Genomic DNA, 24,326 nt, shown 5'->3' on the forward strand with positions numbered 1-24,326 from the left:
CGCGTGCCAGGTGTTCGCCGCCGGCCGAAGCGGGCGGCGATCTCGTTTGTGCCTAAGCTGCGGTTACGGCGCGCTTGGGCAGCACGATGTCATCGACGCGATAGGTGTGAAACTCGCAGGTTGAGACCGAATTCAGCGCCCTGAACTTTTCCAGGAAGACCGCGTCGGTGAAGAACTCCTCGACGTTTCCTTCGCCGGCTATCGCTTCGATATTGACCACCGTCTGGCCGTCGGTGCTCTTGGAGAGGTTGCTCCAGAGAAAGCCCTCCTTGCGCTCGGCCACATAGTTCACGACGTCCTGGATCAGCCGGAACGCTTCCTCCTGCTTGCCCGGGTGGGCGTGGATGACATTGACGATGAAGACGGTCGGTTCCGGATCCCTATGGAAACCCGCCACAAGTGCCTGCTGCATGTTTTCTCCTTCTGTCGCCGACGATGTTTTCGCACGTCACGAACGCGCGTTTGTCGGACGGGCGGACTATGACGAGCTTCCAATCAGAGAAAAATACGCTACAGCTCCGAAGATATCGGACAAAAATATCCACAATTCCCGAAACGGATGAGGACGGCGGATGGACAGCCTTGGTGCACTCAATGCTTTCGTGCAGGCGGCGGACTTCCGCAGCTTTACGGAGGCCGCAACCCAGCTCGGCGTTTCACCCTCCGCCGTCGGCAAGGCGATTGCCCGGCTGGAGGAGCGGTTGAGCGTTCGCCTCTTTCATCGCAGCACCCGCAGCGTCACGTTGACCCCGGAAGGCACGCTGTTTCTCGAACGCTGCCGGCGGATTTTTTGCGAAATCGAAGCGGCCGAGGCCGAACTGGTTCAGAGCCAGGAGGCTCCGCGCGGCAAGCTGCGCGTCAGCCTGCCCATGGCCGGCATGCTGCTGATGCCGACGCTGACGGCCTTCATGCGCGCCTATCCGGAGGTCGAGATCGATCTCGATTTCTCCGACCGCATGGTCGACGTTATCGAGGAGGGGTTCGACGCGGTCGTGCGCAGCGGGGAAATCGGCGACTCCAGGCTGATGACGCGTCAGCTTGGCACGTTTCACCCCTATCTCGTCGCATCACCCGACTACTTCGAAAGACATGGGAAGCCGGAGGCGCCTGCGGATCTCGAACAACACCACTGCCTGCACCATCGCTTTCCCTCGACGGGCAAGCTCGAGCCCTGGCCGCTGGTGCAGGACGGCGCCGAAGCCAACGTCGATGTGCCGGTAACGGCCGTCTCCAATGCCCTGGAGCCGCTGATCCATATGGCCGAGGAAGGGCTCGGTATCGCCTGCCTTCCCAACTTCACGATCAGACGGCAGATGCGCGAGGGAACACTCGTATCGGTTCTCGATAACCAGCTGCGCCGCTACGGCACCTACCGGATCCTGTGGCCGTCCAGCCGGCATCTCGCGCCGAAACTGCGCGTCTTCGTCGACTTCATGGCTGCCAATCTCTTCCCGACCAGTGGTGCGTCATCGGGCTCGGCTTGACCGATAGCGGCCGCACTACGATTTCGCCATCACGCGGCGCGCGGTTTTGCCCGGCCGATCCTTGTCGAAAATCGCTCTGATTGCCTGTTTCGTGCCATCGTCCATCAGCACGATCATGTCGAGGTAGAGCTGCTTGTCGACGATGACGAAGCGGACATCGAACGGCTTGCCACCATAGTGGCCGCTGACGTTCTCGCTCCATCGGCCGATGCCGGCCGCAGTCGTGGAGCCCGTCTTCAGGTCCGCATGGGCAAAGGCAAACCAGCCGTTGTTGGAAGACACCTTCAGGATAGGCCCGTGCTGCTTGATCGCCAGCCAGCAGGTTCCGCAGGTGCCGGCGTTCGACACCATCTGTCGCCACTGCCCCGGAAAATCTTCGGTTTCGGCGTTGGCGGCAAACGGCCACAGAACAATGGCGACGGCAATCAATGCGCCGACCAAACGGCGAAACGTGCCAGCAGGCGACGAAAATCTCATATGCTGCAATCCCATGGACACCGGCGGAGGCGAGCCTTCGCCTCGACGCCAGTGCACACTGCCTGCGCTGCATTGCGGCAACGTTGCATCCGTTGGCGTCTTTTTCCGCGGTGCCTTCGGTGCAGCATTCCCTTTGCCCACTCCCCCCGGATTCCCGAAAGTGTTTACTCCACGGTTGCACTTGCGGCACTCTGTCTCGGCACCAAAGATACCCTTTACCCTGTTGGAGGATGGGGCCCCCTGTTGGAGGACGGGGGAAGCGGACTGGTCGACGTGATGGGAGGAGTAACCATGAGCGACGCATCCAGCATACACCCGGTGGACGAGAGCCAATCGGCAAGCTCGCGACCCTCGGGATTCAGCATGTCCTTGTCATGTACGGTGGCGCCGTCGCGGTTCCGCTGATTGTTGGCCGGGCCCTGCAGCTCAGCCCTCAGGACGTCGCTTTCCTGATTTCCGCCGATCTTTTCGTCTGTGGCCTCGTCACCATCATCCAGTCTCTCGGCATTACCCGGAGCGTCGGCATCCGTCTTCCCGTGATGATGGGCGTGACCTTCGCTTCCGTCGGCCCGATGGTGTCGATGGCAACGATGACGCCCGGACAGGAGGGCGCCCGACTGATCTTCGGCGCCATTATCGGCGCCGGGTTGGTCGCGCTGCTGCTCGCCCCGATCATGGGGCGGCTGTTGCGTTTCTTCCCGCCGATCGTCACCGGCACCATCATTCTGGTGATCGGCGTGACCTTGATGCGCGTCGGCGTCAACTGGATCTTCGGCAATCCCTTCGGACCGACGGCACCGAAGCTGGTCGATCCGACCCACGCCGAATGGCTGGCCGAGCTGAAGAAGCTCGCCACGACAGGCGGCCCGGCCGTTCCCGACGGCGTCGTGCTTGGCGCAACGGTGCCGAACCCTGCTTATGCCGAACTGAGCCATGTGGTACTTGCCGCCTTCGTGCTCATCTCCATCCTCGTGGTCGCGCGCTACGGCCGCGGGCTGATCAGCAACATTGCGGTTCTGACCGGCATCGTCATCGGCTGCGTCTTTGCAGCGAGCCTTGGCATGATGCATTTCGACCGGGTTGCGGATGCCGGCTGGTTCGCGGTCGTCACGCCGTTGCGTTTCGGCATGCCGATTTTCGATCCGGTGCTGATCGCCACCATGTCGCTGGTGATGATCGTCGTCATGATCGAATCGACAGGCATGTTCCTGGCGCTGGGCGAAATAACCAACAAGGAAGTCTCGCAGCAGCAGCTGACGGCCGGCCTTCGCGTCGACGGCATCGGCACGATGATCGGCGGCCTGTTCAATACCTTCCCCTACACCAGCTTCTCGCAGAATGTCGGTCTCGTCGGCGTCACCGGCGTGAAGAGCCGTTATGTCTGCGTCATGGGCGGCGTGATCATGATCGTGCTCGGCCTGATCCCGAAGATGGGCGCGCTGGTCGAGGCGGTTCCAACCTTCGTGCTCGGCGGCGCCGGCCTGGTGATGTTCGGCATGGTGGCAGCCACCGGCGTGCGCATCCTGTCGACCGTCGACTTCAAGTCATCGCGCAACAACCTGTTCGTCGTTGCCGTCTCGGTCGGTTTCGGCCTGATCCCGCTGATCGCGCCGAACTTCCTGATGTGGATGCCGCATGCGATCCACCCGATCATCGAATCGGGCATCGTGCTCGCCTCGATCTCGGCAGTGGTGCTCAACGCCTTCTTCAACGGATTGAGCGTCGAACGCTCTGCCCGGCCCCCGCGAGGAGGCCGGGGCTTTGTCATCAGGCCGTTCCAAAAAGCCCCGACACTTCGATCGCCAACGAAGCATCGACAGGTGTCGGCACGGTAGAAAGAGGACAACGAAAACGCCCCGAAGGATTCGACGACGATGGCCAAGACCAACCTCACCCTCGAGCTTCTGCTGCTCGCTCTTCTCGCAACGCTTTGGGGCGCATCCTATACCTTCATCAAGATCGGCGTCGAAACCATTCCCCCGGTGACGCTGATTGCCGCCCGCACGCTGATCGCCGGCACCATCCTGCTCGCCGTCCTCCGCTTTCGCGGCATCAAGCTGCCGCGCGACGCAGCCACATGGAAGCGCTTCCTGTTCCAGGCCTGCCTCAACAGCGTCTTCCCGTTTACCCTGATCGCCTGGGCAGAGCAGACGATCGACGCCGGCGTCGCCTCGATCCTCAACGCCGCCACCCCCATCTTCGCCTTCCTGCTGACGGCGCTGATCACCCGCCACGAGCCGGCATCGACAAGAAAGCTGATCGGCGTCGTGGCCGGCATGGCCGGCATCAGCCTGATCATCGGCGTTGAAGCCTTCGGCGGCCTGGGTGACCAGCTGCTGGCCCAGCTTGCCGTGGTCTTCGCAACCGTCTGCTACGCCGGCGCCGCCATCTTCGGAAAGAGCTTCAGGGGCCTCGACCCGATGGTTCCGGCCGCAGGCTCGCTCCTTGCAGGTGCCGTGCTTCTCATCCCCGCAAGCCTTGTCATCGACCAGCCATGGACGCTTGCCCCTTCCGCTCAGTCGGTGATCGCGCTCGTCTGCTTGGCGGTGTTCTCGACGGCGCTGGCCTTCGCCATCTATTTCCGGCTGATCCAGACGCTCGGTTCGGTCGGCGCTACCGCGCAAGCCTACCTGCGCGTTCCCGTCGGGGTCACCATCGGCGTTCTCTTTCTCGGAGAAAGATTGTCGGACACGATCTGGATCGGCCTTGCCTGCGTCGTCATCGGCGTCGCAGCCATGACCATCCCGGCGCGCCGGGCCGGGCCGGCCCTTGCCGATCGCGGCTAGTCTCAAGGCCAAAACGGAAAAGGCGCAGCGATTGCCCCGCTGCGCCTTTCGTCAGTCACGGCGCTATGTCGATCAGTCCTTGCGCTTGCGGCAATAGAGCTCGAGCCGGTGACGAACCAGGTCGTAACCGAGTTCGGCGGCGATCTCCGCCTGCAGCTGCTCGATCTTGTCGGAGCGAAACTCGATCACAGCGCCGGTGTCGATGTCGATCAGGTGGTCATGGTGCGGAGCGTCGGCCGTCTCGAAACGGGCGGTGGCACTTTCAAAGGCGTGGCGATGGACGACGCCCTGGTGCTCCAGCGCCGACAGTGTCCTGTAGACCGTCGACAGCGAAACGGTGGCATCGATTTCCTTGGCGCGGCGGTGCAATTCGCTCGCATCCGGGTGGTCTTCGGCGGTCGCGAGAATCTTCAGGATTGCCGCACGCTGCCGCGTCACGCGCACACCACCATCTCTCAGGACGCCTTCCAGCTCTTCGATGCGATTTTTGTTCTGTTTCATGGTCGTACACTAGCCAAGGCCGATAAGTTTGAAAATAGCTAGTTGCGAATGCTTCTCATGTGCATTGACTTATGCAAATCATTCGCCTAGTCCTGTGAACGACAACATCGGGGAGTATGGAATGATCGATCACACGAGACGCGCGATCCTGGTTGCCGCCACGGCATTGGCAGGTTTCGCGCTCGTTCCGGGTGCCGCTTGCGCGCAGGAAAAGTTCAAGGCCGTCACCACCTTCACGGTGATCGCCGACATGGCCAAGAACGTCGCCGGCGACGCGGCAATCGTCGAATCGATCACCAAGCCCGGCGCCGAGATCCACAACTATCAGCCGACGCCGCGCGACATCCTGAAGGCGCACGATGCAAAGCTGATCCTCTGGAACGGCCTCAATCTCGAACTCTGGTTCGAAAAGTTCTTCCAGAACTTCGACGAGGTGCCCGGCGTCGTGGTTTCTCAAGGGATCGAGCCAATGGGCATCGCGGAAGGCCCCTATAGCGGCAAGCCGAACCCACATGCCTGGATGTCGCCTTCGGCGGCGCTGATCTATGTCGACAACATCCGCGACGCTTTCGTCAAATACGATCCCGGCAACGCCGAGACCTACAAGGCCAATGCCGAAGCCTACAAGCAGAAGATCGAGGCGGCGATCGCCCCTATCCGCGCCGAGATCGGCAAGATCCCGGAAGACAAGCGCTGGCTGGTGTCGAGCGAGGGCGCCTTCAGCTACCTCACCCGCGACTTCGGCATGAAGGAACTCTATCTCTGGCCGATCAATGCCGATCAGCAGGGCACGCCGCAGCAGGTTCGCAAAGTCATCGACGCGGTGCGCGCCAACAATATACCGGTCGTCTTCTCCGAAAGCACGATTTCGCCCGACCCGGCACAGCAGGTGGCGCGGGAAACCGGCGCAAAATACGGCGGCGTGCTCTATGTTGATTCCCTGAGCGAAGCGGACGGTCCGGTACCGACCTATATCGACCTCTTGCGCGTCACGTCCGAAACCATCGCGAAAGGCCTTTCGCAATGAACCTTCAGGTAAAACCTCGCTCCGGCCCGGAAGCCGCCTCCGGGGATGCAGGCGGTGGCATCCGCGTCTCCGGCGCGACCGTGACCTATCGCAACGGCCACCGCGCGCTTCTCGATGCCTCCTTCGAGATCCCGACCGGCACGATCACAGCACTGGTCGGCGTCAACGGCAGCGGCAAGTCGACCCTCTTCAAGGCGATCATGGGCTTTGCCCGGCTGGCGCGCGGAGAAATCTCCATTCTCGGCCTTTCGGTCCAGGAGGCGCTGAAGAAGAACCTTGTCGCCTATGTTCCGCAAGCCGAAGAGGTCGACTGGAATTTTCCGGTTCTGGTCGAGGACGTGGTGATGATGGGCCGCTACGGCCATATGAACATGCTGCGCATCCCGAAGAAGGCCGACCATGAGGCGGTGGGGGCCGCGCTTGCCCGTGTCGGCATGAGCGACTTCCGCAAGCGCCAGATCGGTGAGCTCTCCGGCGGCCAGAAGAAGCGCGTGTTCCTGGCGCGCGCCCTTGCCCAGGACGGCCGCGTGATCCTGCTCGACGAGCCCTTCACCGGGGTCGACGTCAAGACCGAAGATGCCATCATCCGCCTGTTGATCGGCCTGCGCGACGAGGGCCGCGTCATGCTGGTCTCGACCCACAACCTCGGCAGCGTGCCGGAATTCTGCGACCGGACCGTTCTCCTGAAGAACACGGTGCTGGCCTATGGCCCGACGGAAACCACCTTCACCCGCGAAAACCTCGAACTCGCCTTCGGCGGCGTCCTCAGGCATTTCGTGCTCGGTGGCGACAGCCTGCATGACGACGCGGATCCGCGGCAACTGTCCGTCATCACCGACGACGAGCGTCCGCTGGTGATGTATGGCGCCAAGGGGCAGATGGTGTCGCAACCGGCCAAGCCTGAGAGCGACCCGGAGGCAGCAGGCAAATGATCGCCACGCTCTTCGAGCCCTTCACCTACAACTACATGGTCAACGCCATGTGGGTCAGCGCGCTGGTTGGCGCCGTCTGCGCCTTCCTGTCGTCCTATCTGATGCTGAAAGGCTGGTCGCTGATCGGCGACGCGCTCTCGCACTCGATCGTTCCGGGCGTTGCCGGCGCCTATATGCTCGGCCTGCCCTTCTCGCTCGGCGCCTTCTTCTCCGGCGGGCTTGCGGCCGGCGCGATGCTGTTTCTCAACCAGCGCACCCGGTTGAAGGAAGACACCATCATCGGGCTGATCTTCACCTCGTTCTTCGGCCTCGGCCTGTTCATGGTGTCGCTGTCGCCAACCTCAGTAAACATCCAGACGATCGTTCTCGGCAACATCCTCGCCATCACGCCTGCCGACACGTTGCAGCTTGCGCTGATCGGCGTCATCTCGCTGATCATCCTGACGGCCAAGTGGAAGGATCTGATGGTCACCTTCTTCGATGAGAGCCACGCACGCTCGATCGGTATCCCGACGACCTTCCTGAAGGTGCTGTTCTTCACGCTGCTGTCCGCCTGTACGGTCGCCGCGCTGCAGACGGTCGGCGCCTTTCTCGTCATCGCCATGGTGGTGACACCGGGCGCCACCGCCTATCTGCTCACCGACCGCTTTCCGCGGCTGATCGTCATCAGCGTCGCGATCGGCGCGCTCACCAGCTTCTTCGGCGCCTATTTCAGCTACTTCCTCGATGGCGCTACCGGCGGCATCATCATTGTGCTGCAGACGCTGATCTTCCTCTTTGCCTTCGTCTTCGCGCCCAAGCACGGATTGCTGGCTGCCCGCAGGCGCAGCGCCGAAGCCCTGGAGGTCACGCAATGATCTCGCTCGACCTTTTGCTTGCCGTCTTCGAATTCGAGTTCATGCGCAATGCGCTGCTGATCTCGGTCCTGGTGGCGATCCCGACGGCCCTGCTCTCCTGCTTCCTCGTGCTCAAGGGCTGGTCGCTGATGGGCGACGCCATCTCGCATGCGGTCTTTCCCGGCGTCGTCATCTCCTACATCGTCGGCCTGCCGCTCGCCGTCGGCGCCTTTGCCGCCGGCATGTCCTGCGCGCTTTTGACCGGCTACCTCAAGGAAAACAGCCGCATCAAGCAGGACACTGTCATGGGCGTGGTGTTCTCCGGCATGTTCGGCTTCGGCCTGGTGCTCTACACCAAGATCCAGAGCGACGTGCATCTCGACCATATCCTCTTCGGCGACATGCTCGGCATCGGCTGGCCCGACATCATCGAAACCGGTCTGATCGCCCTGGTGGCAACCGGGATCCTGGCGGTAAAATGGCGCGACTTTCTGCTGCACGCCTTCGACCCCGCACAGGCCAAGGCCGTCGGCCTGCGCGTCAACTGGCTGCATTACGGGCTCTTGGCGATCCTGTCGCTCACGATCGTCGGCGCGCTGAAGGCCGTCGGCCTGATCCTTGCCATCGCCATGCTGATCGCGCCCGGCGCCATCGCGTTTCTGATCACCCGCACCATGGGCAGCATGCTCATCGTTGCGGTGCTGGTGGCAACCGTCGCCTCGTTCTCAGGCGTCTATCTCTCGTTCTTCATCGACAGCGCCCCGGCACCGACCATCGTGTTGTTGATGACCGTGATCTTCCTCGCAGCTTTCCTCTGGTCGTCCTGGCGGACGGCCCGCATCGAGGCCCAGCGAACGACGGTCGAATGAGGGCGGGGCTCCCCTCCCCCCGGGACGGGAGCCTCTCCACTGCAACCTCAATGGCTCGGATGCAGCGCGTCGTTGAGATACATGCAGCTCAGCATGGTGAAGATATAGGCCTGGATGACCGACATCAGCAGTTCCAGACCCGTCAGCGCCACGGTCATCATCAGCGGCATGACCGCGCCGAGCGTACCGAGCGCGCCGAAGCCACTGAGGCTGACGACGAAGCCGGCGAACACCTTGAGCGTGATGTGACCGGCGAGCATGACGGCGAAAAGACGAACCGAATGGCTGACCGGGCGCGACAGGAAACGACCTCGATCGGGATGATGATCGGCGCCAGCACCAAAGGCACGCCCGACGGCATGAACAGCCTGAGAAAGCCGAAACCGTGTTTAATCAAGCCGTAGAGCGTCACGGTCAGGAACACGAGCAGCGCCAGCGCAAAGGTCACCGCAATGTGGCTCGTCACGGTGAAGGCATAGGGAAACATGCCGATTAGGTTGGCGACCAGGATGAACATGAACAGCGAGAACACCAGCGGGAAGAAACGCATGCCGTGCTCTCCGGCATTCTCGCGCAACGTCTTCGATACGAACTCGTAGAGGATCTCGGCCGCCGACTGGGCAAGGTTCGGCACCAGGCCGCGCCTGCGCGTCGAAAGGATCAGGAAAAGGCTGGCGATCGCCACGGTCACGGCCATGTAGACGGCCGAATTGGTAAAGCTGATGTCGTGTCCGCCGACCTCGGCGATGTGGAAGAGCGACTTGATCTCGAATTGTTCGATGGGTCCGGCCATCATGAACCTCGTGCGTTGGCAACGGAGCAACCACGGCGCGGCGGCCGCGGGCGCATCAATGTGTGTGGGAAGCGGGTGAAAGCCGATCGCGAGACGGGGCGCGATGGCGCCCGAAGCAAACGTTCAGCTCTGTCAGGAAGGAAAAGCTCACGCGGGCGTGCCGCAGGCCAGGATGCTGCATGATGCGATCGACTCCATTATCTCAAGCGGTCGAGATAGTGGGGCCGTCCCCAGGCGAAGCATCGACGCGGGTCGTCCCGCGTGCGCCTGACCTAGAGACAATTTTTGATGAGGTCAAGCCGAGACGATACCTGCCGATAGGCCTGCGGCATCGGGGCCGGCATCAATCTGCCCGCCGAGGCTCAGCCAAATTGCCGATGGTCGGCAAGCACCTGCTCGATCACCGCCAAGCTCTTTTCCGCTTCGGCGGAGTTGGTACCGGGAAGACCAGCATAGACGATCAGCGCCTTCCACAGGGTCCAGCCGCGACCGCGCGCCCAGGTGCCGGCGTCGAGCGCCACGCCGGCGCGAAACGCCTCCCGGCTTTGCCCGTGGAACAGCGTCCAGGCAATGGCAAGGTCGCAGGCGGGATCACCGATACCCGAGGTGCCGAAATCGATGACTGCGCTCAGGCGACCGTCTTCGACCAGCAGATTGCCCCAACTGATATCGCCGTGGAACCAGACCGGCGCGCTCTGCCAGCTTGCCGCCAATGCGGCCTCCCAGACATCGCGCGCCGCTTCCGTGTCGATGCGTCCCTCGAGCGCGACGAGCGCGCGGCGGGTTTCCTCGTCATAATGGGCAGGTGGCCCGCCGCGAAGGAAATTGTGCGGGCCAGGCAACGGCCCGCCGCGCGCATCGACCTGCCGCAAGGCGACAAGAAAGCGCGCCAGATCCTGCGCAAAGACCTTGAGGTCGCCGATCCGATCATCCGTCGCCGTCTCACCCGGCCGCCAGCGATAGACCGACCACGGCCATGGATAGCCCTCGCCTGGCACGCCCCTTGCCAAGGGCACCGGGATAGGCAGCGGCAGGTGCGGCGCCAGCTTCGGCAGCCAGAACTGCTCCTTTTCCACCTGCAGCGCATAGGACTCAGCACTCGGCAGACGCACGGTCATGTCTCGCCCGAGATGGAAGGTCCTGTTGTCCCACCCGCCGGGCAGCACCGGCCTGATGTCGAGTGCGGCCCACTGCGGAAACTGTGCAGCGATCAGGCGCCGGACGAGCAGCGCGTCGATGGTGGGAGTGATCGTCGATTGATCGGACATAACGGGACAAATGCCTCACGCCAGAAACTCGGACGCCTGTTTTAGCCGATCGTCGCCTGTTCGCAACTTTTCCGCTCGGGGATGGCGAACGGACAACCCGATCCAGCCGAAACGCGTCGCCTTCAACCTGCCTTCGTCGAGCACCACACCGGGCCGGACGCGTCACCGTCCCGATGGTCGCATGGATATTGTCTGCCAGGCGGATTCCGGGAATGATGGAAGTGGAAAAGGACAGGCCGTCTTCCGGTCGCCGTGGGATGATCGCTTTACCCCGCATCACAATCTGATATTTTCAACTCCACCGAATTTTCGGCCTTTTTGATAACCTGAGATCATGGAACACCGGCTGCTCGACCGCATATCGCTGGAGGCTTTTCGCGTTTTCGACGCGGCCAGCCGGCATATGAATTTTTCCGGCGCCGGTCGCGAGATCAACATCACTCATGCCGCCGTCAGCTGCCGCGGCAAGGACCTGGAATTGACGCTGCTGGGCGAGCGGCTGTTTCAGCACGTACGGGCGATCATCCCCGCTGGCACCTGTCGCCGCTGATGGCAGAGGAGCTCTCGTCGGTCACATCATCAGACTATCTCGCTTCGCGCGCCCTCGACGCGGAAAGGCTGGCCTCTCTCGGCCTGCCCCGCAACCGGCCATCGAGGGACGAGGCGCTGCGCCTGCACGCCGCACTCGGAAGATCGACATGAGCGGCGGACGCGGAAAGGCGACGACACCGCCAAAACAGCCGAGCCGCACCGGCATCGCCTTCTTTCTCGTTGCCTTTGCATTGATCGCAACAGTGATCCTGGCGACCGCTCTGCTCGCCAACGGACAGAGGAACCTGAGACAGTTGCTGAAGGCACTCGATCTTCCGACGACGTTTCTCGATCCGGAGAAGCCGGTGGCGCAGGCCCCGGAGGTCCACGTCAAGCGACAGCCGCCGCGCATCGCCCTGCCGGTCTGGACGTTTCAGGATCTGCAGACGCCGGAACAGCAGTTCCTGCGGGTGCTCCGCAGCGATCCCCGCGCTCTCTGCGATGAGCTGCGCGAGGCCGGATTCCGCGAACTCGAATGGAAATCGAGCGCCGGCGAGCGTGGCCAGTGGGAATGCTCCTCACTCGTATCCTTTCCGCGCCCTGGGGTCGACAAGATCTCGTCGATCTTCATTTTCATCAAGGGCAACGGCGAAGAAGAGATCACCTCGTTTCGCGTCAAGCTCAACATCGAGCGCCCGGAGGACGCGCAGGTGGTGACAACAAGCGCCGCGCGCGCCGCGTCGGTCTTCCTCGACCATGTCCGCTGGGCCGATGGCGGCAGCATTGCGCTGCAGATCCAGGCGTTGAAGGAATTTGACGTAAAGCGCTTCGGCAGCCGCGTGCAGTTCAAGCGCGAAACGGACGAGACCACGGCACGCTACAATTTCCTCGCCAACCAACCGGCCCGCGCCCGCCCGAAGAGCATTGCCGAACTCTATTTCGACCGTGAAAAATGGCTCGCCTATGGCAACGCCGATGCGCGTAGCTTCGTTCTCGGCCCGACGGCGTGGAATGGCCCGGCGAAGATACCCGAAGGCGGCGACGCCGTAGCAGACCCGGCATCACCAGAGGGTGCCGGCACTGCGAAGGTAAACACTGACGCAAGACCCTGACTTGAAGCGCGTCGCGGTCTCTACAGCGGCGCGCGTCTTATTGGACGCTGCGCTTTAAGCTCGTGTTTCGCGCATGTCGTTATCGCAAAGCCGCTACGCACTTTTGCGCGACATGCTTGAGGTCAGCGATCGATCCGGGTCGAAAGGATGATCGACGACAGCGTGCGGTCGACACCGTCGATTTCACCGATACGATCGATCAGCAGGTCGAGTTCGCTGATCGATGCTGCCGCAACGACGGCGATAAGGTCGAAGCTACCGCTGACGGAATGAAGGGTGCGGATCTCGCGGATGGCAGCAAGTTCCGGGGTGACGCGGCTGAGTGCCCTTGGCGCGATGGTGATCAGCACATGCGCCTTGACCAGACCCTTCTCATAGCTCTCCGACAAGCGGACGCCATAACCGGCGATCACGCCCTCGCGCTCCAGCCGCTCGATCCGGGCCTGCACGGTCGTCCGCGACAGGCCGAGCCTGCGGGCAATCGTTGCTGTCGGCATGCGGGCGTTTTCGCTGAGCACGGCGAGGAGCTCGCGATCCTTGTCGGTAATCTGCATTTCGTCGGTCCATATAGGCATTCTGCCGAATATCTATAGGCGATTTAGTCATATTACAGCTTCAAATCAACAACTCTCGGTCGGACAATAGGGTCTGAAACGCATTTCATACCCTGGGGGAAAGTCATGAAGGACATCGTCGTCATCGGAGCAGGCAAGATCGGCTCCACCATTGCTCGCATGCTCGCGCACACCGGCGATTACAGCGTCTGCGTTGCCGACCGTAGCGCCGAGCAGCTGGGCCAGATCGAGAAGCATGCCGCCATCACGACGGCAGCCGTCGATATCGGCGACAAGAAGGCGCTCGTTGCCCTTCTCTCCGGCAAGTTCGCCGTTCTCAGCGCCGCCCCGTTCCACCTGACGGTTGCCATTGCGGAAGCCGCTGCCGAAGCCGGCATCCACTACCTCGACCTGACCGAAGACGTCGAATCCACCCGCCAGGTCAAGGCGATCGCCGCCAAGGCCAGCACCGCCTTCATTCCGCAGTGCGGCCTCGCACCGGGCTTCATCTCCATCGTCGCCAATGACCTTGCCAGCCGCTTCGAGACGCTCGAAAGCGTGCGCATGCGCGTCGGCGCGCTGCCGCAGTACCCGTCGAATGCGCTCAACTACAACCTGACCTGGAGCACCGACGGCGTCATCAACGAGTATATCGAGCCCTGCGAAGCGATCGTCGAAGGCAGCCTGATCGAAGTTCCCGCCATGGAAGAGCGCGAAGAATTCTCGCTCGACGGCGTGACCTACGAAGCCTTCAACACCTCGGGCGGCCTCGGCACGCTCTGCGAATCGCTGAAGGGCAAGGTCCGCACCCTGAACTACAAGACGATCCGCTATCCCGGCCATGCCGCCATCATGAAGGCGCTGCTGAACGACCTTGGTCTGCGTCATCGCCGCGAAGTCCTCAAGGACATCTTCGAAAACGCGCTGCCGACCACCACCCAGGACGTCGTCGTGATCTTCGTGACGGTTTCGGGCTTCCGCGAAGGTCGCCTGATCCAGGAAACCTACGCCAACAAGGTCTATAGCGGCGTCGTCGCCGGCCGCATGCAGAGCGGCATCCAGATCACCACCGCCGGCAGCATCTGCGCCGTGCTCGATCTGCTCGCCAACGGCAAGATCGCATCCAAGGGCTTCGTTCGCCAGGAAGACATCGCTCTCGATACCTTCCTCGCAAACCGCTTCGGTCACTACTACGCCCAGAAGGGCGAGACAGAACGCGTCGCCGGCTGAGGCCACTCGGCTCGTCTGCGCTGACTATAATGCCCGGGTCCTGCCCGGGCATTTTTTATGTGTCGAACTGAACGTCGCCGCTTCGATTACCGCGGTTTCGACCCGAAACGTGTTGGATGGCCGTATTATGTCCGGCCGAACTCATCCTCGATGCGGATGATGTCGTCCTCGCCGAGATAGGACCCGGTCTGAACCTCGATCAGCTCCAGCGGGATCTTGCCTGGATTGTGCAGTCGGTGGACGGTCCCCTGCGGGATATAGACGGACTCGTTTTCATGCAGCAGACGGGTTTCGCCGGCCATGGTGATCTCCGCCGTGCCACGCACGACAATCCAGTGCTCGGCCCGATGATGATGCTTCTGCAGCGAGATCTTCTTGCCGGGGCTGACCTTCAGTCGCTTGACCTCGTAGCGCTCGCCGCTGGAGACCGAAGAGACCGCGCCCCAGGGCCTGTAGGACGTCGGGTGCTCCTGTGTAAGCCCTAAGGTTGCCTGCGACCGTGCGAGCACCTTGACGATGTTTCCAACGCTCTGGCTGTCTTCCAGGCGCCCGACATAGACGGCGTCTTCGCTGGCGATCACGGCGATATCGTCAAGCCCCTGCACAGCAAGGTGGATGTCGCGGGAGAGCACTAATGAGTTGCGCGTGTTCGCTACCGTCGCCTTGTCGGTAACGACATTGCCGTCACCGTCCTTGCGACCGATCTTCCACACGGCATCCCAGCTGCCCAGATCCGACCAGGCGAATGAGGATGGAACGACGGCAGCGCGAACGGTCTTTTCGAAGACCGCGTAGTCGACGGAAATATCCGGCGCCTTGGAGAAGGCCTTCGCTTCCAGCCGGCTGAAATCGAGATCCTTGCTGGCGCCCTCGACGGCCGCCTTTGTCGAGGCATAGACGTCAGGCGCATAGAGCTGCATCTCGTCGAGGAACACCTTAACCGGCAGCATGAACATGCCGGAGTTCCAGAGATAGCGCTCGGTCGCCAGCATCGCCTCTGCCTTGGCGCGATCCGGCTTCTCGACGAAACGGGCAACCCTGTTGGCGCCGGCCGGCAACGCTTCCCCAAGTTCGATATAGCCGTAGCCGGTCGCGGGCTCCGTCGGAGTGATGCCGAACGTCACCAGTTCACCGGCCTCGGCTGCCAGCTGCGCCCGCAGCATGCAATCGATGTAGACCGCTCCGGCATCGATCTCGTGATCGGAGGCGAGCACCTGCATGATCGCCGCCTCCCCGAACTTGGCGAGCACGACGAAGGCGGCCGCCGCCAGTGCCGGCGCCGTGTTGCGTGCCACCGGCTCGAGCAGAATATCGCTGAGCGGCGCATCGACGGCGCGCGCCTGTTCGGCGACGATGAAGCGGAAATCGCTGTTGGTGACGATGATCGCCGGCTCATACAGCCTGCTATCGCTCACCCGTTCCAGCGTCTGCTGGAACAGCGATCGATCGGACAGGATCTGCAGAAACTGTTTCGGCGCGCCCGAGCGCGACAGCGGCCACAGGCGCGTACCTTTTCCACCCGCCATGATCACGGGAACGATCTTAGACGTCATGCCAAGCCTCTGCGCGCATCGAACGAGAGTCCATCCATACAGGACCGATGCTAAAGAATGCCTGAAGCCGGCCGTGCAAACAAACCGCACCAAAGGTGAGGCATGCCCCTCACTTCGGATAGGACGCCAGCTTGCCCATCGTCTTACGCCGTACCAATTCGCATCGGCACAACGATGAGGCGGCTCTGTCGCGGCCATCGCGGGCAACAAAAAACCCCGCTCGAAGGCGGGGCTTTTTCATTGGTTTATCCCGTCGGGATGTCCCTTTCAGGCCGGGATCACGATTTCCCCGAGCTTCGTCAGTTCGGCGATGAACTGCTCGGCGCGCGTCTTCTTCTCGTCGCCGGCACCGTCCAGCTCGGCACGGACCGCCTCGATGCGCTTTTCAAGCGCGGTGCGGTCGAGTTCGTCGACGTGCACGGCGGATTCGGCAAGCAGAGTGCAGCCGGTCGGCAGGATATCGGCAAAGCCGCCGAAGACGGCGAACCGCTCGGTCTTGCCGTCAGCCGTTTTCACGGTAACGACGCCGGGCTTCACCGTCGTCATTGTCGGGGCATGATTGGCCATCACGGTCATCTCGCCCTCGGTCGCCGGAATGACGACTTCCGTCACCTTCTCGGAGAGGAGCAGGCGCTCGGGGGAAACAAGCTCAAAATTGAAACTGTCGGCCATGACCATTCACTTCTCGTGGGCGCGCCACCTGAGGTGGCAGGCTGTGCATGTCTTCCCTGCTCCGCAATATGGCGGAACGCAGGATGAAAGCCTCGGCGCATCGCTGCGCCGAGGCTCACGATGCTATCAAGCGGCTTCTGCAGCCAGCTTCTTGGCCTTTTCGACCGCTTCTTCGATCGAGCCGACCATGTAGAACGCGGCTTCCGGAAGATGGTCGTAGTCGCCGTTGACGAGGCCCTTGAAGCCCTTGATCGTGTCTTCGAGAGCGACGAGCTTGCCCGGAGAACCGGTGAAGACTTCGGCCACGAAGAACGGCTGCGACAGGAAGCGTTCGATCTTACGAGCGCGGGCGACGGCCAGCTTGTCCTCTTCCGACAGTTCGTCCATGCCCAGGATGGCGATGATGTCCTGGAGAGACTTGTAACGCTGCAGGGTCGTCTGGACCTTACGCGAAATCTCGTAGTGCTCTTCGCCGACGATCATCGGGTCCAGCATGCGCGACGTGGAGTCGAGCGGGTCAACGGCCGGGTAGATGCCCTTTTCAGCGATCGAGCGCGACAGAACCGTCGTTGCGTCCAGGTGGGCGAACGAGGTTGCCGGCGCCGGGTCGGTCAAGTCGTCGGCCGGAACGTAAATGGCCTGAACCGAGGTGATCGAACCCTTGGTCGTCGTGGTGATGCGTTCCTGCATCTGACCCATGTCGGTCGCCAGCGTCGGCTGGTAACCCACGGCCGATGGAATACGGCCGAGCAGAGCCGAAACTTCGGAGCCTGCCTGGGTGAAGCGGAAGATGTTGTCGACGAAGAACAGAACGTCCTGGCCCTTGTCGCGGAAGTCTTCAGCGATCGTCAGACCGGTCAGAGCGACGCGAGCGCGGGCGCCCGGCGGTTCGTTCATCTGGCCGTAAACGAGGGCTGCCTTCGAGCCTTCGCCGCCGCCGAGCTTGTTAACGCCGGACTCGATCATTTCGTGGTAGAGGTCGTTGCCTTCGCGGGTACGTTCACCCACGCCAGCAAATACCGAGTAACCACCGTGCGCCTTGGCGACGTTGTTGATCAGTTCCATGATGAGAACGGTCTTGCCGACGCCTGCGCCACCGAAGAGGCCGATCTTGCCGCCCTTTGCGTAAGGAGCGAGAAGGTCGACGACCTTGATGCCGGTGACGAGGATCTGCGCTTCCGTCGACTGCTCGACGTAGGACGGCGCGTCCTGGTGGATGGCGCGCTTGCCCGACGTGATCAGCGGACCAGCTTCGTCGACCGGCTCGCCGATGACGTTCATGATGCGGCCGAGCGTTTCATCGCCAACCGGAACCGTGATCGGTGCCCCGGTGTCGGTGACCGGCTGACCGCGGACGAGACCTTCGGTCGAGTCCATGGCGATCGTGCGGACGGCGTTTTCGCCGAGGTGCTGCGCGACTTCGAGAACGAGGCGGTTACCGTGGTTCTCGGTTTCCAGTGCGTTCAGGATCTGCGGAAGCTGGCCTTCGTCGAACACAACGTCGACGACGGCGCCGATGACCTGCGTTACGCGACCGACAGCGCCGGCTGCCGCAACTGCGGTCTTGGCGGAAGCTGCCTTCCTCGGTGCAGCCGGCTTCTTCGCCGCTGCGGTTTCTTTCGGGGTAGCTGCCTTAGCCATAATCCTTACCCTCTTCTCGTAACCTTAGAGCGCTTCCGCGCCCGAGATGATTTCAATGAGTTCCTTGGTGATCTGAGCCTGGCGCTGACGGTTGTAGTTCAGCGTCAGCTTATTGATCATGTCACCAGCATTGCGCGTCGCATTGTCCATCGCGCTCATCTTTGCGCCCATTTCGCCGGCGACGTTCTCGAGCAGGGCCCGGAAGATCTGCACCGAAATGTTGCGCGGAATGAGGTCGCTCAGGATCGCGCCCGCGTCCGGCTCATATTCGTAGACGGCCGAAGCATCCGATGCTTCCACTGCGACCGGGCCGGCCGAAGCGGGGATCAGTTGCTGTGCCGTCGGAATCTGGGCGATAACGGACTTGAACTCAGAATAGAACAGCGTGCAGACATCGAACTCGCCCTTTTCAAAGAGCGCGATGACCTTGTGGCCGATCTGGTCGGCATTCTGGAAGCCGATCTTCTTGACCTCACGCAGGTCGATACGATCGATGATCAGCGACGCGTATTCGCGACGCAGAATATCGAAGCCCTTCTTGCCGACGCAGATGATCTTCACCGTCTTGCCGGCGGCAAGCAGCTTGCGAAGGTGGTCGCGAGCGTGGCGGGCGATCTGCGAGTTGAAGCCGCCGCAAAGACCGCGTTCCGCCGTGCAGACGACCAGAAGATGCGTATCGTCCTTGCCGGTGCCGGTCATCAGCTGCGGCGCATCGTCGTCCGCGCCAACCGCCTGGGCGATGTTGGCGAGAACGGCAGCCATGCGCTGCGAGTAAGGCCGGGCGGCCTCGGCCGCCTCCTGCGCACGCCGAAGCTTCGCCGCGGCGACCATTTTCATCGCCTTGGTGATCTTCTGCGTCGCCTTGACGGAGGCGATCCGGTTCTTCAGATCCTTAAGTGAAGGCATCCGTTATCCGTCCTAAATGAAATCCGCTCAGGCGAAAGACTTGGCGAAGCTGTCGATTGCAGCCTTCAGCTTGCCCTTGACGTCGTCGGAGATCGCCTTGTCCTTGCGGATGGTTTCCAGGATGTCCTTGCCTTCCGAACGCATGTACGAAAGCAGGCCCTGCTCGAACTTGCCGACCTGATTGACCGGCAGCTTGTCGAGGTAACCGTTGACGCCTGCGAAGATGACAGCAACCTGCTCTTCCGTCTTCAGCGGCGAGAACTGCGGCTGCTTCAGGAGTTCGGTCAGGCGTGCACCGCGGTTCAACAGACGCTGCGTAGCAGCATCGAGGTCGGAGCCGAACTGCGCAAAGGCCGCCATTTCGCGGTACTGAGCGAGTTCGCCCTTGATCGAGCCGGCAACCTGCTTCATCGCCTTGATCTGCGCGGCGGAACCGACGCGCGAAACCGACAGACCGACGTTAACGGCCGGACGGATGCCCTGGTAGAACAGGTCGGTTTCAAGGAAGATCTGGCCGTCGGTGATCGAGATCACGTTGGTCGGAATGAACGCGGAAACGTCGTTGCCCTGCGTTTCGATGACCGGCAGAGCCGTCAGCGAACCGCCACCATTGTCGTCCGAGAGCTTTGCAGCGCGCTCGAGCAGGCGGGAGTGTAGGTAGAAAACGTCGCCCGGGTAAGCTTCGCGGCCCGGCGGGCGGCGCAGCAGGAGCGACATCTGACGGTAGGAAACGGCCTGCTTCGACAGGTCGTCGTAGCCGATCAGGGCATGCTTGCCGTTGTCGCGGAAGTATTCGCCCATCGCGCAACCGGCGAACGGTGCGAGGTACTGCATCGGAGCCGGGTCGGATGCGGTCGCAGCAACGATGATCGAGTACTGAAGAGCGCCACGCTCTTCCAGAACCTTCACGAACTGGGCAACCGTCGAACGCTTCTGGCCGATTGCGACGTAGACGCAATACAGCTTGTCGCCTTCCGGACCATTGTCGTGAATGGCCTTCTGGTTGAGGATCGTGTCGAGGATGATCGCGGTCTTGCCGGTCTGGCGGTCGCCGATGACGAGCTCGCGCTGGCCACGGCCAACCGGGATGAGGGCGTCGATGGCCTTGAGGCCGGTCGACATCGGCTCATGCACCGACTTGCGCGGAATGATACCAGGAGCCTTGACGTCAACGCGCGAGCGCTGCTTGGCGTTGATCGGGCCCTTGCCGTCGATCGGGTTGCCGAGCGCGTCGACGACGCGGCCGAGCAGTTCCGGACCAACCGGAACGTCCACGATGGCGCCGGTCCGCTTAACGGTGTCGCCTTCCTTGATGTCACGGTCCGAACCGAAAATAACGACGCCGACGTTGTCGGCTTCGAGGTTCAGCGCCATGCCGCGAATTCCACCCGGGAATTCGACCATCTCGCCTGCCTGAACATTGTCGAGGCCGTAGACGCGGGCGATACCGTCACCGACGGAAAGCACCTGGCCGACTTCGGAGACTTCTGCTTCCTGGCCGAAATTTTTGATCTGATCTTTAAGAATTGCGGAAATTTCCGCGGCGCGGATATCCATCAGCCGACCTCTTTCAGTGCAAGCTTAAGGGTAGAGAGTTTGGTGCGAAGGGAGGTGTCAATCTGGCGGGACCCGACCTTGACGATCAGACCTCCAAGAATAGACGGGTCGACGGTGACGTTAACAGTCACGTCTTTGCCGGTGACGCTCTTGAGCGTCGCCTTCAATTCAGTTTCCTGCGCTGCAGTGAGCGCATGGGCCGACATTACGTCGGCGGAGATTTCACCCCGGTGGCGCGCGGCGATCAGGCGAAACGCCTTGATCATGCCCGGCAGCGTGAAGAGGCGGCGATTGCGTGCAACAACCTTGAGGAAGTTACCGACGAGACCAGAAATACCGGCCTTGGCGGAGATCGCCGAAATGGCCTTGAACTGGTCGTCGGCAGAAAAGACGGGGCTTACGATCAGCCGCTTCAGGTCATCGCTGCCGTCGATCAGGGCCTGGACGCGGGTAAGATCCGCACCGACCGCCTCGACGGAACCCGCTTCGAGAGCGAGGTCAAAAAGCGAGGACGCATACCTTTCTGCAACACCGGAAATAAGCTGGGATGTGTCTGCCACGGGCACAAGCTTCTCTCAATTTCATCCAAGAACGGTGGTCGCGGCGAGCCGTCAACTTAACGTTTTGAATTTGCTGCAATAATTTGCAGGATATCGAGGCCTGGCGACCCACTTCCCCCGCAATTCGCGGTTCGTCTAGCATAGGATGTTTGGACTCGCAACACGCGAACGGCAGGAATGCGGCATAAGTCGACCCGGATTGGCCGAATTTTGCCGTAAATTGGTTTCTGAGGATGTGAATCGCGAAAACGCGAGGGCGGCGGTCAGATCATTCCGAAGACATAAGCGAGCGGAAGAATGGCAAGTGCGCCCTGCACTAGGAGCGCCACCCAGTTGTAGAGCGTGCCGCCGTTGTCGCTCATCATGGAGAGAATGCGGCCGAAGGCGGCGAGCGCAAAAGCGGCGCCGACGGCGAGATAGACCATCGGCTGCGCCAGGAGGATGGCGGCAAGGCCAAGGCCGGCATGCATGCCCCCCATGGTCGAGCGCGCTTCGGCGAGACCGCCACGGCGGCCTTCGGCAATGCCGATGCCGGCGGCGCGAAAGGTAAGCCGCGGCGCAAACAGCATGACGACACCGATCAGCGCCGCGACCGCTGCCGCACAGAAGGCGAGGAATTCGCCGGTTTCCGTCGGAATGTAGAACTCCATGCCCGTTCCCGCAGATGAGCGCCGATCTCGATCGCCTCGCCTTCAGGCCATGCCTTGGGACGATGCGTTTCTTGACCTCTAGCGCATGTCGCAGCGGTTGTGAATCGCCCACGATCCGATCGCAGCCACGATCACAGGAAACTTTCGATCACAGGAAGCTCTGGGGATCGATGTCGAGCTGGACGCTGATCGAGCCGCGCTCCTTCGGGCCGGCGGCAATCATCGCCTTGACGAAGGCCTGCATGTCGCTGTTGCGGCGCCCGTGCACCAGCAGCCGAAATCGATGGCGGCCACGGATCAGCGCCAGCGGCGCCTCGGCCGGACCGAGGATCGAAATGCCATCGGTGCGCGGCGCTGCACTTCGAAGTCCGCGGGCATGGGTCTCGGCATCCTGTCGCGTATCGGCCGATACGATCAGCGACGCCAGCCGGCCGAACGGCGGCAGCAGCGCCTTTTCGCGCTCGGCGATCTCGCGGTCGTAAAAGGCATCCGCATCGCCCGAGACGATCGCCTGCATCACCGGGTGCTGCGGCTGGTAGGTCTGCAGCAAGCCGAGGCTCTTCAAACCGGTTCGGCCGGCGCGCCCGGTCACCTGCGACAAGAGCTGGAACGTGCGCTCCGCCGCTCGCGGATCGCCATTGGCAAGCCCGAGATCGGCATCGATGATGCCGACCAGCGTCATCAGCGGAAAATTGTGGCCCTTAGCGACAAGCTGCGTGCCGATGACGATATCCGCTTCGCCACGCGCAATCGCCTCCAGCTCCAGCCGTAGGCGCTTCACGCCCATCAGATCGGAGGAGAGCACGATCGTGCGCGCCTCTGGAAAATGGCGCTCGACCTCTTCGGCGATGCGCTCCACACCCGGACCGCAGGCAACGAGGTGATCGAAGGTGCCGCATTCCGGGCAGGCCTCAGGCGTCTTTTCCGCATAGCCGCAATGGTGGCACTGGATCTGGCCACGGAAGCGATGCTCCACGAGCCAGCTCGAACAGTCCGGGCACTGGAAGCGATGGCCGCAGACGCGGCAAAGGGTCAGCGGCGCATAACCGCGCCGATTGAGAAACAGCAGCGCCTGCTCGCCACGCTCGACGGCCTTGCCGATCTGGTTGATGAGAACCGGCGACAGGAACCCGCCGCGCGCCGGCGGATGCTGGCGCATGTCGACGACGCCGAGCCGCGGCAGCGCCGCATCGCCGAAGCGGGTCGGCAGATGGATCGGTTTATAGCGACCAACCTCGCCATTGACCCGGCTTTCGACCGATGGCGTTGCCGAAACCAGCACCACGGGAAAGCCGGTGATGCGCCCGCGCACGACGGCCATGTCCCGGGCATTGTAGAACACCCGATCCTCCTGCTTGTAGGCGGGGTCGTGTTCTTCATCGACGATGATGAGGCCCAGTTCCTCGAACGGCAGGAACAGCGCCGAGCGGGCACCCGCGACCACGCGCACCGTGCCGGTCGTCACCTGCCGCCAGACTTTTTCGCGCGTCCGCGGCGCGAGATCCGAGTGCCACTCGGCCGGCTTGCTGCCGAAGCGATCCTGGAAGCGTTCGAGGAAGCTCGCAGTCAGGGCGATTTCGGGCAGCAGGATCAGCACCTGCTTGCCGGCCCTGAGCGTCGCGGCGATCGCTTCGAAATAAACCTCGGTCTTGCCCGAGCCGGTGATGCCGTCGATCAGCGACACCGAAAACCCGCCCTGCTCGACAGCGGCCAAAAGGTCGGCAGCCGCATCCTTCTGCGGTCCTTCGAGCCGGTGGGCGGCGAATTCCGGGTCGGGAGCCGCCACTACAGGCGGCGGCGCCATGAAGACCGTCTCGAAGACGCCCTGCTGGGCAAGGCCGTCGATGACGCTCGACGACGCGCCGGCCGCGTGAGCAAGGCCTGAGCGCGTCCAGGCAAAACCATCGCCGGCAGCAGCGATGACGCGCTCGCGGGCCGTCGTCATGCGCTCGGGGCGCATGTCGGTCAGCCGCAGGGCCTCCACCATCGGTTCCGGATCGAAGGCCGCTGGCGCACGCAACGCCATGCGCGCCACCAGACCCGGCGGTGTCACCGTATAGGTCGCCACCCAATCGAGAAAACTGCGCATGTCAGGCGTCAACGGCGGGCAGTCGAAGACCTTTTCGATCGCCTTCAGCTTCTTCGGATCGACGCTGCCATCGTCGTCGCCATCCCAGACGACGCCCACGACCAGACGGGGGCCGAGCGGCACCTGGACGATCGAGCCGGGCTCGACCGCCATGCCATCAGGCACCGCGTAGGAATAGGCCTTCGAGGCCGGCATCGGCACCAGAACTGGCACGACACGACGGCCGGAAACAGGCCCGAATAAATCGGTTGAATCGCGAGTCATTTTGCCGTGACCTTGCCACGTGTTTCGGTTAAAG

Annotated in this window: 22 protein-coding genes and 2 pseudogenes; 10 read left to right on the top strand and 14 right to left on the bottom strand. The window is 62.4% G+C overall.

All coding sequences use genetic code 11. The annotated features are described in order from the left end of the window. Positions 1-52: 52 nt before the first annotated feature. The gene (locus tag ASD02_RS33875; RefSeq protein ID WP_025425048.1) at positions 53-412 is read right to left on the bottom strand and encodes an antibiotic biosynthesis monooxygenase; all 360 of its coding nucleotides are present in this window, start codon (positions 410-412) and stop codon (positions 53-55) included. Between the two features lie 160 nt (positions 413-572). On the opposite strand from ASD02_RS33875, the gene ASD02_RS33880 reads away from it, so the two are divergent. Further along, entirely contained in the window at positions 573-1,484 is a 912-nt protein-coding gene (locus ASD02_RS33880; RefSeq protein WP_025425049.1) for a LysR family transcriptional regulator, read from the top strand. 15 nt (positions 1,485-1,499) lie between these two features. Here the strand turns inward: ASD02_RS33880 and ASD02_RS33885 are convergent, their stop codons facing one another. Then, on the bottom strand, positions 1,500-1,961 hold the full coding sequence (locus ASD02_RS33885) for a hypothetical protein (protein WP_128090430.1): 462 nt from the start codon (positions 1,959-1,961) through the stop codon (positions 1,500-1,502). A 291-nt stretch (positions 1,962-2,252) separates the two neighbouring features. Between ASD02_RS33885 and ASD02_RS33890 the strand changes: the two are divergent. After that, a pseudogene (locus ASD02_RS33890) lies at positions 2,253-3,796 on the top strand (nucleobase:cation symporter-2 family protein). A gap of 39 nt (positions 3,797-3,835) precedes the next feature. Next, a complete protein-coding gene (locus tag ASD02_RS33895; protein ID WP_025425051.1) occupies positions 3,836-4,747 on the top strand; it encodes an EamA family transporter in 912 nt (303 codons plus the stop codon). A gap of 72 nt (positions 4,748-4,819) precedes the next feature. On the opposite strand, the gene ASD02_RS33900 is transcribed toward ASD02_RS33895, so the two are convergent. Then, entirely contained in the window at positions 4,820-5,248 is a 429-nt protein-coding gene (locus ASD02_RS33900; protein WP_025425052.1) for a Fur family transcriptional regulator, read from the bottom strand. 121 nt (positions 5,249-5,369) lie between these two features. Between ASD02_RS33900 and ASD02_RS33905 the strand changes: the two genes are divergently transcribed. The 4 genes from ASD02_RS33905 to ASD02_RS33920 are packed head-to-tail and all read left to right on the top strand — an operon-like array spanning position 5,370 to position 8,912. Further along, positions 5,370-6,275, top strand: a complete 906-nt coding sequence (locus tag ASD02_RS33905) for a metal ABC transporter substrate-binding protein (protein ID WP_057210835.1) — start codon at positions 5,370-5,372, stop codon at positions 6,273-6,275. Next, a complete protein-coding gene (locus ASD02_RS33910) occupies positions 6,272-7,207 on the top strand; it encodes a manganese/iron ABC transporter ATP-binding protein (RefSeq protein WP_025425054.1) in 936 nt (311 codons plus the stop codon). The genes ASD02_RS33905 and ASD02_RS33910 overlap by 4 nt, the downstream gene beginning before the upstream one ends. Continuing rightward, positions 7,204-8,064, top strand: a complete 861-nt coding sequence (locus tag ASD02_RS33915; protein ID WP_025425055.1) for a metal ABC transporter permease — start codon at positions 7,204-7,206, stop codon at positions 8,062-8,064. The genes ASD02_RS33910 and ASD02_RS33915 overlap by 4 nt, the downstream gene beginning before the upstream one ends. Next, positions 8,061-8,912, top strand: a complete 852-nt coding sequence (locus ASD02_RS33920) for a metal ABC transporter permease (RefSeq protein ID WP_025425056.1) — start codon at positions 8,061-8,063, stop codon at positions 8,910-8,912. Before ASD02_RS33915 ends, ASD02_RS33920 begins: the two co-directional genes overlap by 4 nt. Before the next feature lie 47 nt (positions 8,913-8,959). On the opposite strand, the pseudogene ASD02_RS33925 reads toward ASD02_RS33920, so the two are convergent. Further along, positions 8,960-9,705, bottom strand: a pseudogene (locus tag ASD02_RS33925) (F0F1 ATP synthase subunit A). 362 nt (positions 9,706-10,067) lie between these two features. Then, the gene (locus ASD02_RS33930; RefSeq protein WP_025425057.1) at positions 10,068-10,973 is read right to left on the bottom strand and encodes an aminoglycoside phosphotransferase family protein; all 906 of its coding nucleotides are present in this window, start codon (positions 10,971-10,973) and stop codon (positions 10,068-10,070) included. Between the two features lie 334 nt (positions 10,974-11,307). Between ASD02_RS33930 and ASD02_RS40255 the strand changes: the two genes are divergently transcribed. Together ASD02_RS40255 and ASD02_RS33940 are read left to right on the top strand one after the other, a co-directional pair. After that, a complete protein-coding gene (locus tag ASD02_RS40255; protein ID WP_025425058.1) occupies positions 11,308-11,523 on the top strand; it encodes a LysR family transcriptional regulator in 216 nt (71 codons plus the stop codon). 148 nt (positions 11,524-11,671) lie between these two features. Then, positions 11,672-12,616: a DUF6030 family protein gene (locus ASD02_RS33940; protein WP_063978415.1), complete on the top strand. Its 945-nt coding sequence runs from the start codon at positions 11,672-11,674 to the stop codon at positions 12,614-12,616. 122 nt (positions 12,617-12,738) lie between these two features. Here ASD02_RS33940 and ASD02_RS33945 read toward each other — a convergent pair whose 3' ends face one another. Continuing rightward, positions 12,739-13,170 carry an Lrp/AsnC family transcriptional regulator gene (locus ASD02_RS33945; protein WP_038575742.1) on the bottom strand — a complete coding sequence of 144 codons (432 nt, stop codon included), beginning with the start codon at positions 13,168-13,170 and terminating at the stop codon, positions 12,739-12,741. A gap of 126 nt (positions 13,171-13,296) precedes the next feature. Here ASD02_RS33945 and ASD02_RS33950 point away from each other — a divergent pair, with 126 nt between their 5' ends. Beyond that, on the top strand, positions 13,297-14,400 hold the full coding sequence (locus tag ASD02_RS33950) for a saccharopine dehydrogenase family protein (protein WP_025425061.1): 1,104 nt from the start codon (positions 13,297-13,299) through the stop codon (positions 14,398-14,400). 125 nt (positions 14,401-14,525) lie between these two features. On the opposite strand, the gene ASD02_RS33955 is transcribed toward ASD02_RS33950, so the two are convergent. From ASD02_RS33955 to ASD02_RS33990, 8 genes are all read right to left on the bottom strand, one after another. After that, positions 14,526-15,953 carry a mannose-1-phosphate guanylyltransferase/mannose-6-phosphate isomerase gene (locus ASD02_RS33955; RefSeq protein WP_025425062.1) on the bottom strand — a complete coding sequence of 476 codons (1,428 nt, stop codon included), beginning with the start codon at positions 15,951-15,953 and terminating at the stop codon, positions 14,526-14,528. A gap of 267 nt (positions 15,954-16,220) precedes the next feature. Continuing rightward, complete coding sequence (locus ASD02_RS33960) at positions 16,221-16,625, bottom strand: F0F1 ATP synthase subunit epsilon (RefSeq protein ID WP_025425063.1); 405 nt, start codon at positions 16,623-16,625, stop codon at positions 16,221-16,223. Positions 16,626-16,751: 126 nt separating this feature from the next. Beyond that, positions 16,752-18,266, bottom strand: coding sequence for a F0F1 ATP synthase subunit beta (gene atpD / locus ASD02_RS33965; protein WP_025425064.1), 1,515 nt, complete (start codon positions 18,264-18,266; stop codon positions 16,752-16,754). Between the two features lie 24 nt (positions 18,267-18,290). Continuing rightward, positions 18,291-19,172, bottom strand: a complete 882-nt coding sequence (locus tag ASD02_RS33970; RefSeq protein ID WP_025425065.1) for a F0F1 ATP synthase subunit gamma — start codon at positions 19,170-19,172, stop codon at positions 18,291-18,293. 27 nt (positions 19,173-19,199) lie between these two features. Next, on the bottom strand, positions 19,200-20,729 hold the full coding sequence (gene atpA / locus ASD02_RS33975; RefSeq protein ID WP_025425066.1) for a F0F1 ATP synthase subunit alpha: 1,530 nt from the start codon (positions 20,727-20,729) through the stop codon (positions 19,200-19,202). Continuing rightward, the gene (locus ASD02_RS33980; protein ID WP_025425067.1) at positions 20,729-21,295 is read right to left on the bottom strand and encodes a F0F1 ATP synthase subunit delta; all 567 of its coding nucleotides are present in this window, start codon (positions 21,293-21,295) and stop codon (positions 20,729-20,731) included. The genes atpA and ASD02_RS33980 overlap by 1 nt, the downstream gene beginning before the upstream one ends. A gap of 257 nt (positions 21,296-21,552) precedes the next feature. Beyond that, positions 21,553-21,939 (bottom strand): hypothetical protein, encoded by a 387-nt coding sequence (locus ASD02_RS33985; RefSeq protein WP_057221780.1) that lies wholly within the window; start codon positions 21,937-21,939, stop codon positions 21,553-21,555. Between the two features lie 148 nt (positions 21,940-22,087). Then, complete coding sequence (locus tag ASD02_RS33990) at positions 22,088-24,292, bottom strand: primosomal protein N' (protein WP_057221812.1); 2,205 nt, start codon at positions 24,290-24,292, stop codon at positions 22,088-22,090. Positions 24,293-24,326: the final 34 nt, after the last annotated feature.

Origin of the sequence: Ensifer sp. Root1252, assembly GCF_001425885.1 — a bacterium.
Taxonomy (GTDB): domain Bacteria; phylum Pseudomonadota; class Alphaproteobacteria; order Rhizobiales; family Rhizobiaceae; genus Ensifer; species Ensifer canadensis.

What these genes read in the sequence shown, in the direction of transcription:
- ASD02_RS33875 (WP_025425048.1), bottom strand. Translation starts at nt 412, where the DNA reads ATGCAGCAGGCACTTGTGGCGGGTTTCCATAGGGATCCGGAACCGACC.
- ASD02_RS33880 (WP_025425049.1), top strand. Translation starts at nt 573, where the DNA reads ATGGACAGCCTTGGTGCACTCAATGCTTTCGTGCAGGCGGCGGACTTC.
- ASD02_RS33885 (WP_128090430.1), bottom strand. Translation starts at nt 1,961, where the DNA reads ATGAGATTTTCGTCGCCTGCTGGCACGTTTCGCCGTTTGGTCGGCGCA.
- ASD02_RS33895 (WP_025425051.1), top strand. Translation starts at nt 3,836, where the DNA reads ATGGCCAAGACCAACCTCACCCTCGAGCTTCTGCTGCTCGCTCTTCTC.
- ASD02_RS33900 (WP_025425052.1), bottom strand. Translation starts at nt 5,248, where the DNA reads ATGAAACAGAACAAAAATCGCATCGAAGAGCTGGAAGGCGTCCTGAGA.
- ASD02_RS33905 (WP_057210835.1), top strand. Translation starts at nt 5,370, where the DNA reads ATGATCGATCACACGAGACGCGCGATCCTGGTTGCCGCCACGGCATTG.
- ASD02_RS33910 (WP_025425054.1), top strand. Translation starts at nt 6,272, where the DNA reads ATGAACCTTCAGGTAAAACCTCGCTCCGGCCCGGAAGCCGCCTCCGGG.
- ASD02_RS33915 (WP_025425055.1), top strand. Translation starts at nt 7,204, where the DNA reads ATGATCGCCACGCTCTTCGAGCCCTTCACCTACAACTACATGGTCAAC.
- ASD02_RS33920 (WP_025425056.1), top strand. Translation starts at nt 8,061, where the DNA reads ATGATCTCGCTCGACCTTTTGCTTGCCGTCTTCGAATTCGAGTTCATG.
- ASD02_RS33930 (WP_025425057.1), bottom strand. Translation starts at nt 10,973, where the DNA reads ATGTCCGATCAATCGACGATCACTCCCACCATCGACGCGCTGCTCGTC.
- ASD02_RS40255 (WP_025425058.1), top strand. Translation starts at nt 11,308, where the DNA reads ATGGAACACCGGCTGCTCGACCGCATATCGCTGGAGGCTTTTCGCGTT.
- ASD02_RS33940 (WP_063978415.1), top strand. Translation starts at nt 11,672, where the DNA reads ATGAGCGGCGGACGCGGAAAGGCGACGACACCGCCAAAACAGCCGAGC.
- ASD02_RS33945 (WP_038575742.1), bottom strand. Translation starts at nt 13,170, where the DNA reads ATGCAGATTACCGACAAGGATCGCGAGCTCCTCGCCGTGCTCAGCGAA.
- ASD02_RS33950 (WP_025425061.1), top strand. Translation starts at nt 13,297, where the DNA reads ATGAAGGACATCGTCGTCATCGGAGCAGGCAAGATCGGCTCCACCATT.
- ASD02_RS33955 (WP_025425062.1), bottom strand. Translation starts at nt 15,953, where the DNA reads ATGACGTCTAAGATCGTTCCCGTGATCATGGCGGGTGGAAAAGGTACG.
- ASD02_RS33960 (WP_025425063.1), bottom strand. Translation starts at nt 16,625, where the DNA reads ATGGCCGACAGTTTCAATTTTGAGCTTGTTTCCCCCGAGCGCCTGCTC.
- atpD (WP_025425064.1), bottom strand. Translation starts at nt 18,266, where the DNA reads ATGGCTAAGGCAGCTACCCCGAAAGAAACCGCAGCGGCGAAGAAGCCG.
- ASD02_RS33970 (WP_025425065.1), bottom strand. Translation starts at nt 19,172, where the DNA reads ATGCCTTCACTTAAGGATCTGAAGAACCGGATCGCCTCCGTCAAGGCG.
- atpA (WP_025425066.1), bottom strand. Translation starts at nt 20,729, where the DNA reads ATGGATATCCGCGCCGCGGAAATTTCCGCAATTCTTAAAGATCAGATC.
- ASD02_RS33985 (WP_057221780.1), bottom strand. Translation starts at nt 21,939, where the DNA reads ATGGAGTTCTACATTCCGACGGAAACCGGCGAATTCCTCGCCTTCTGT.
- ASD02_RS33990 (WP_057221812.1), bottom strand. Translation starts at nt 24,292, where the DNA reads ATGACTCGCGATTCAACCGATTTATTCGGGCCTGTTTCCGGCCGTCGT.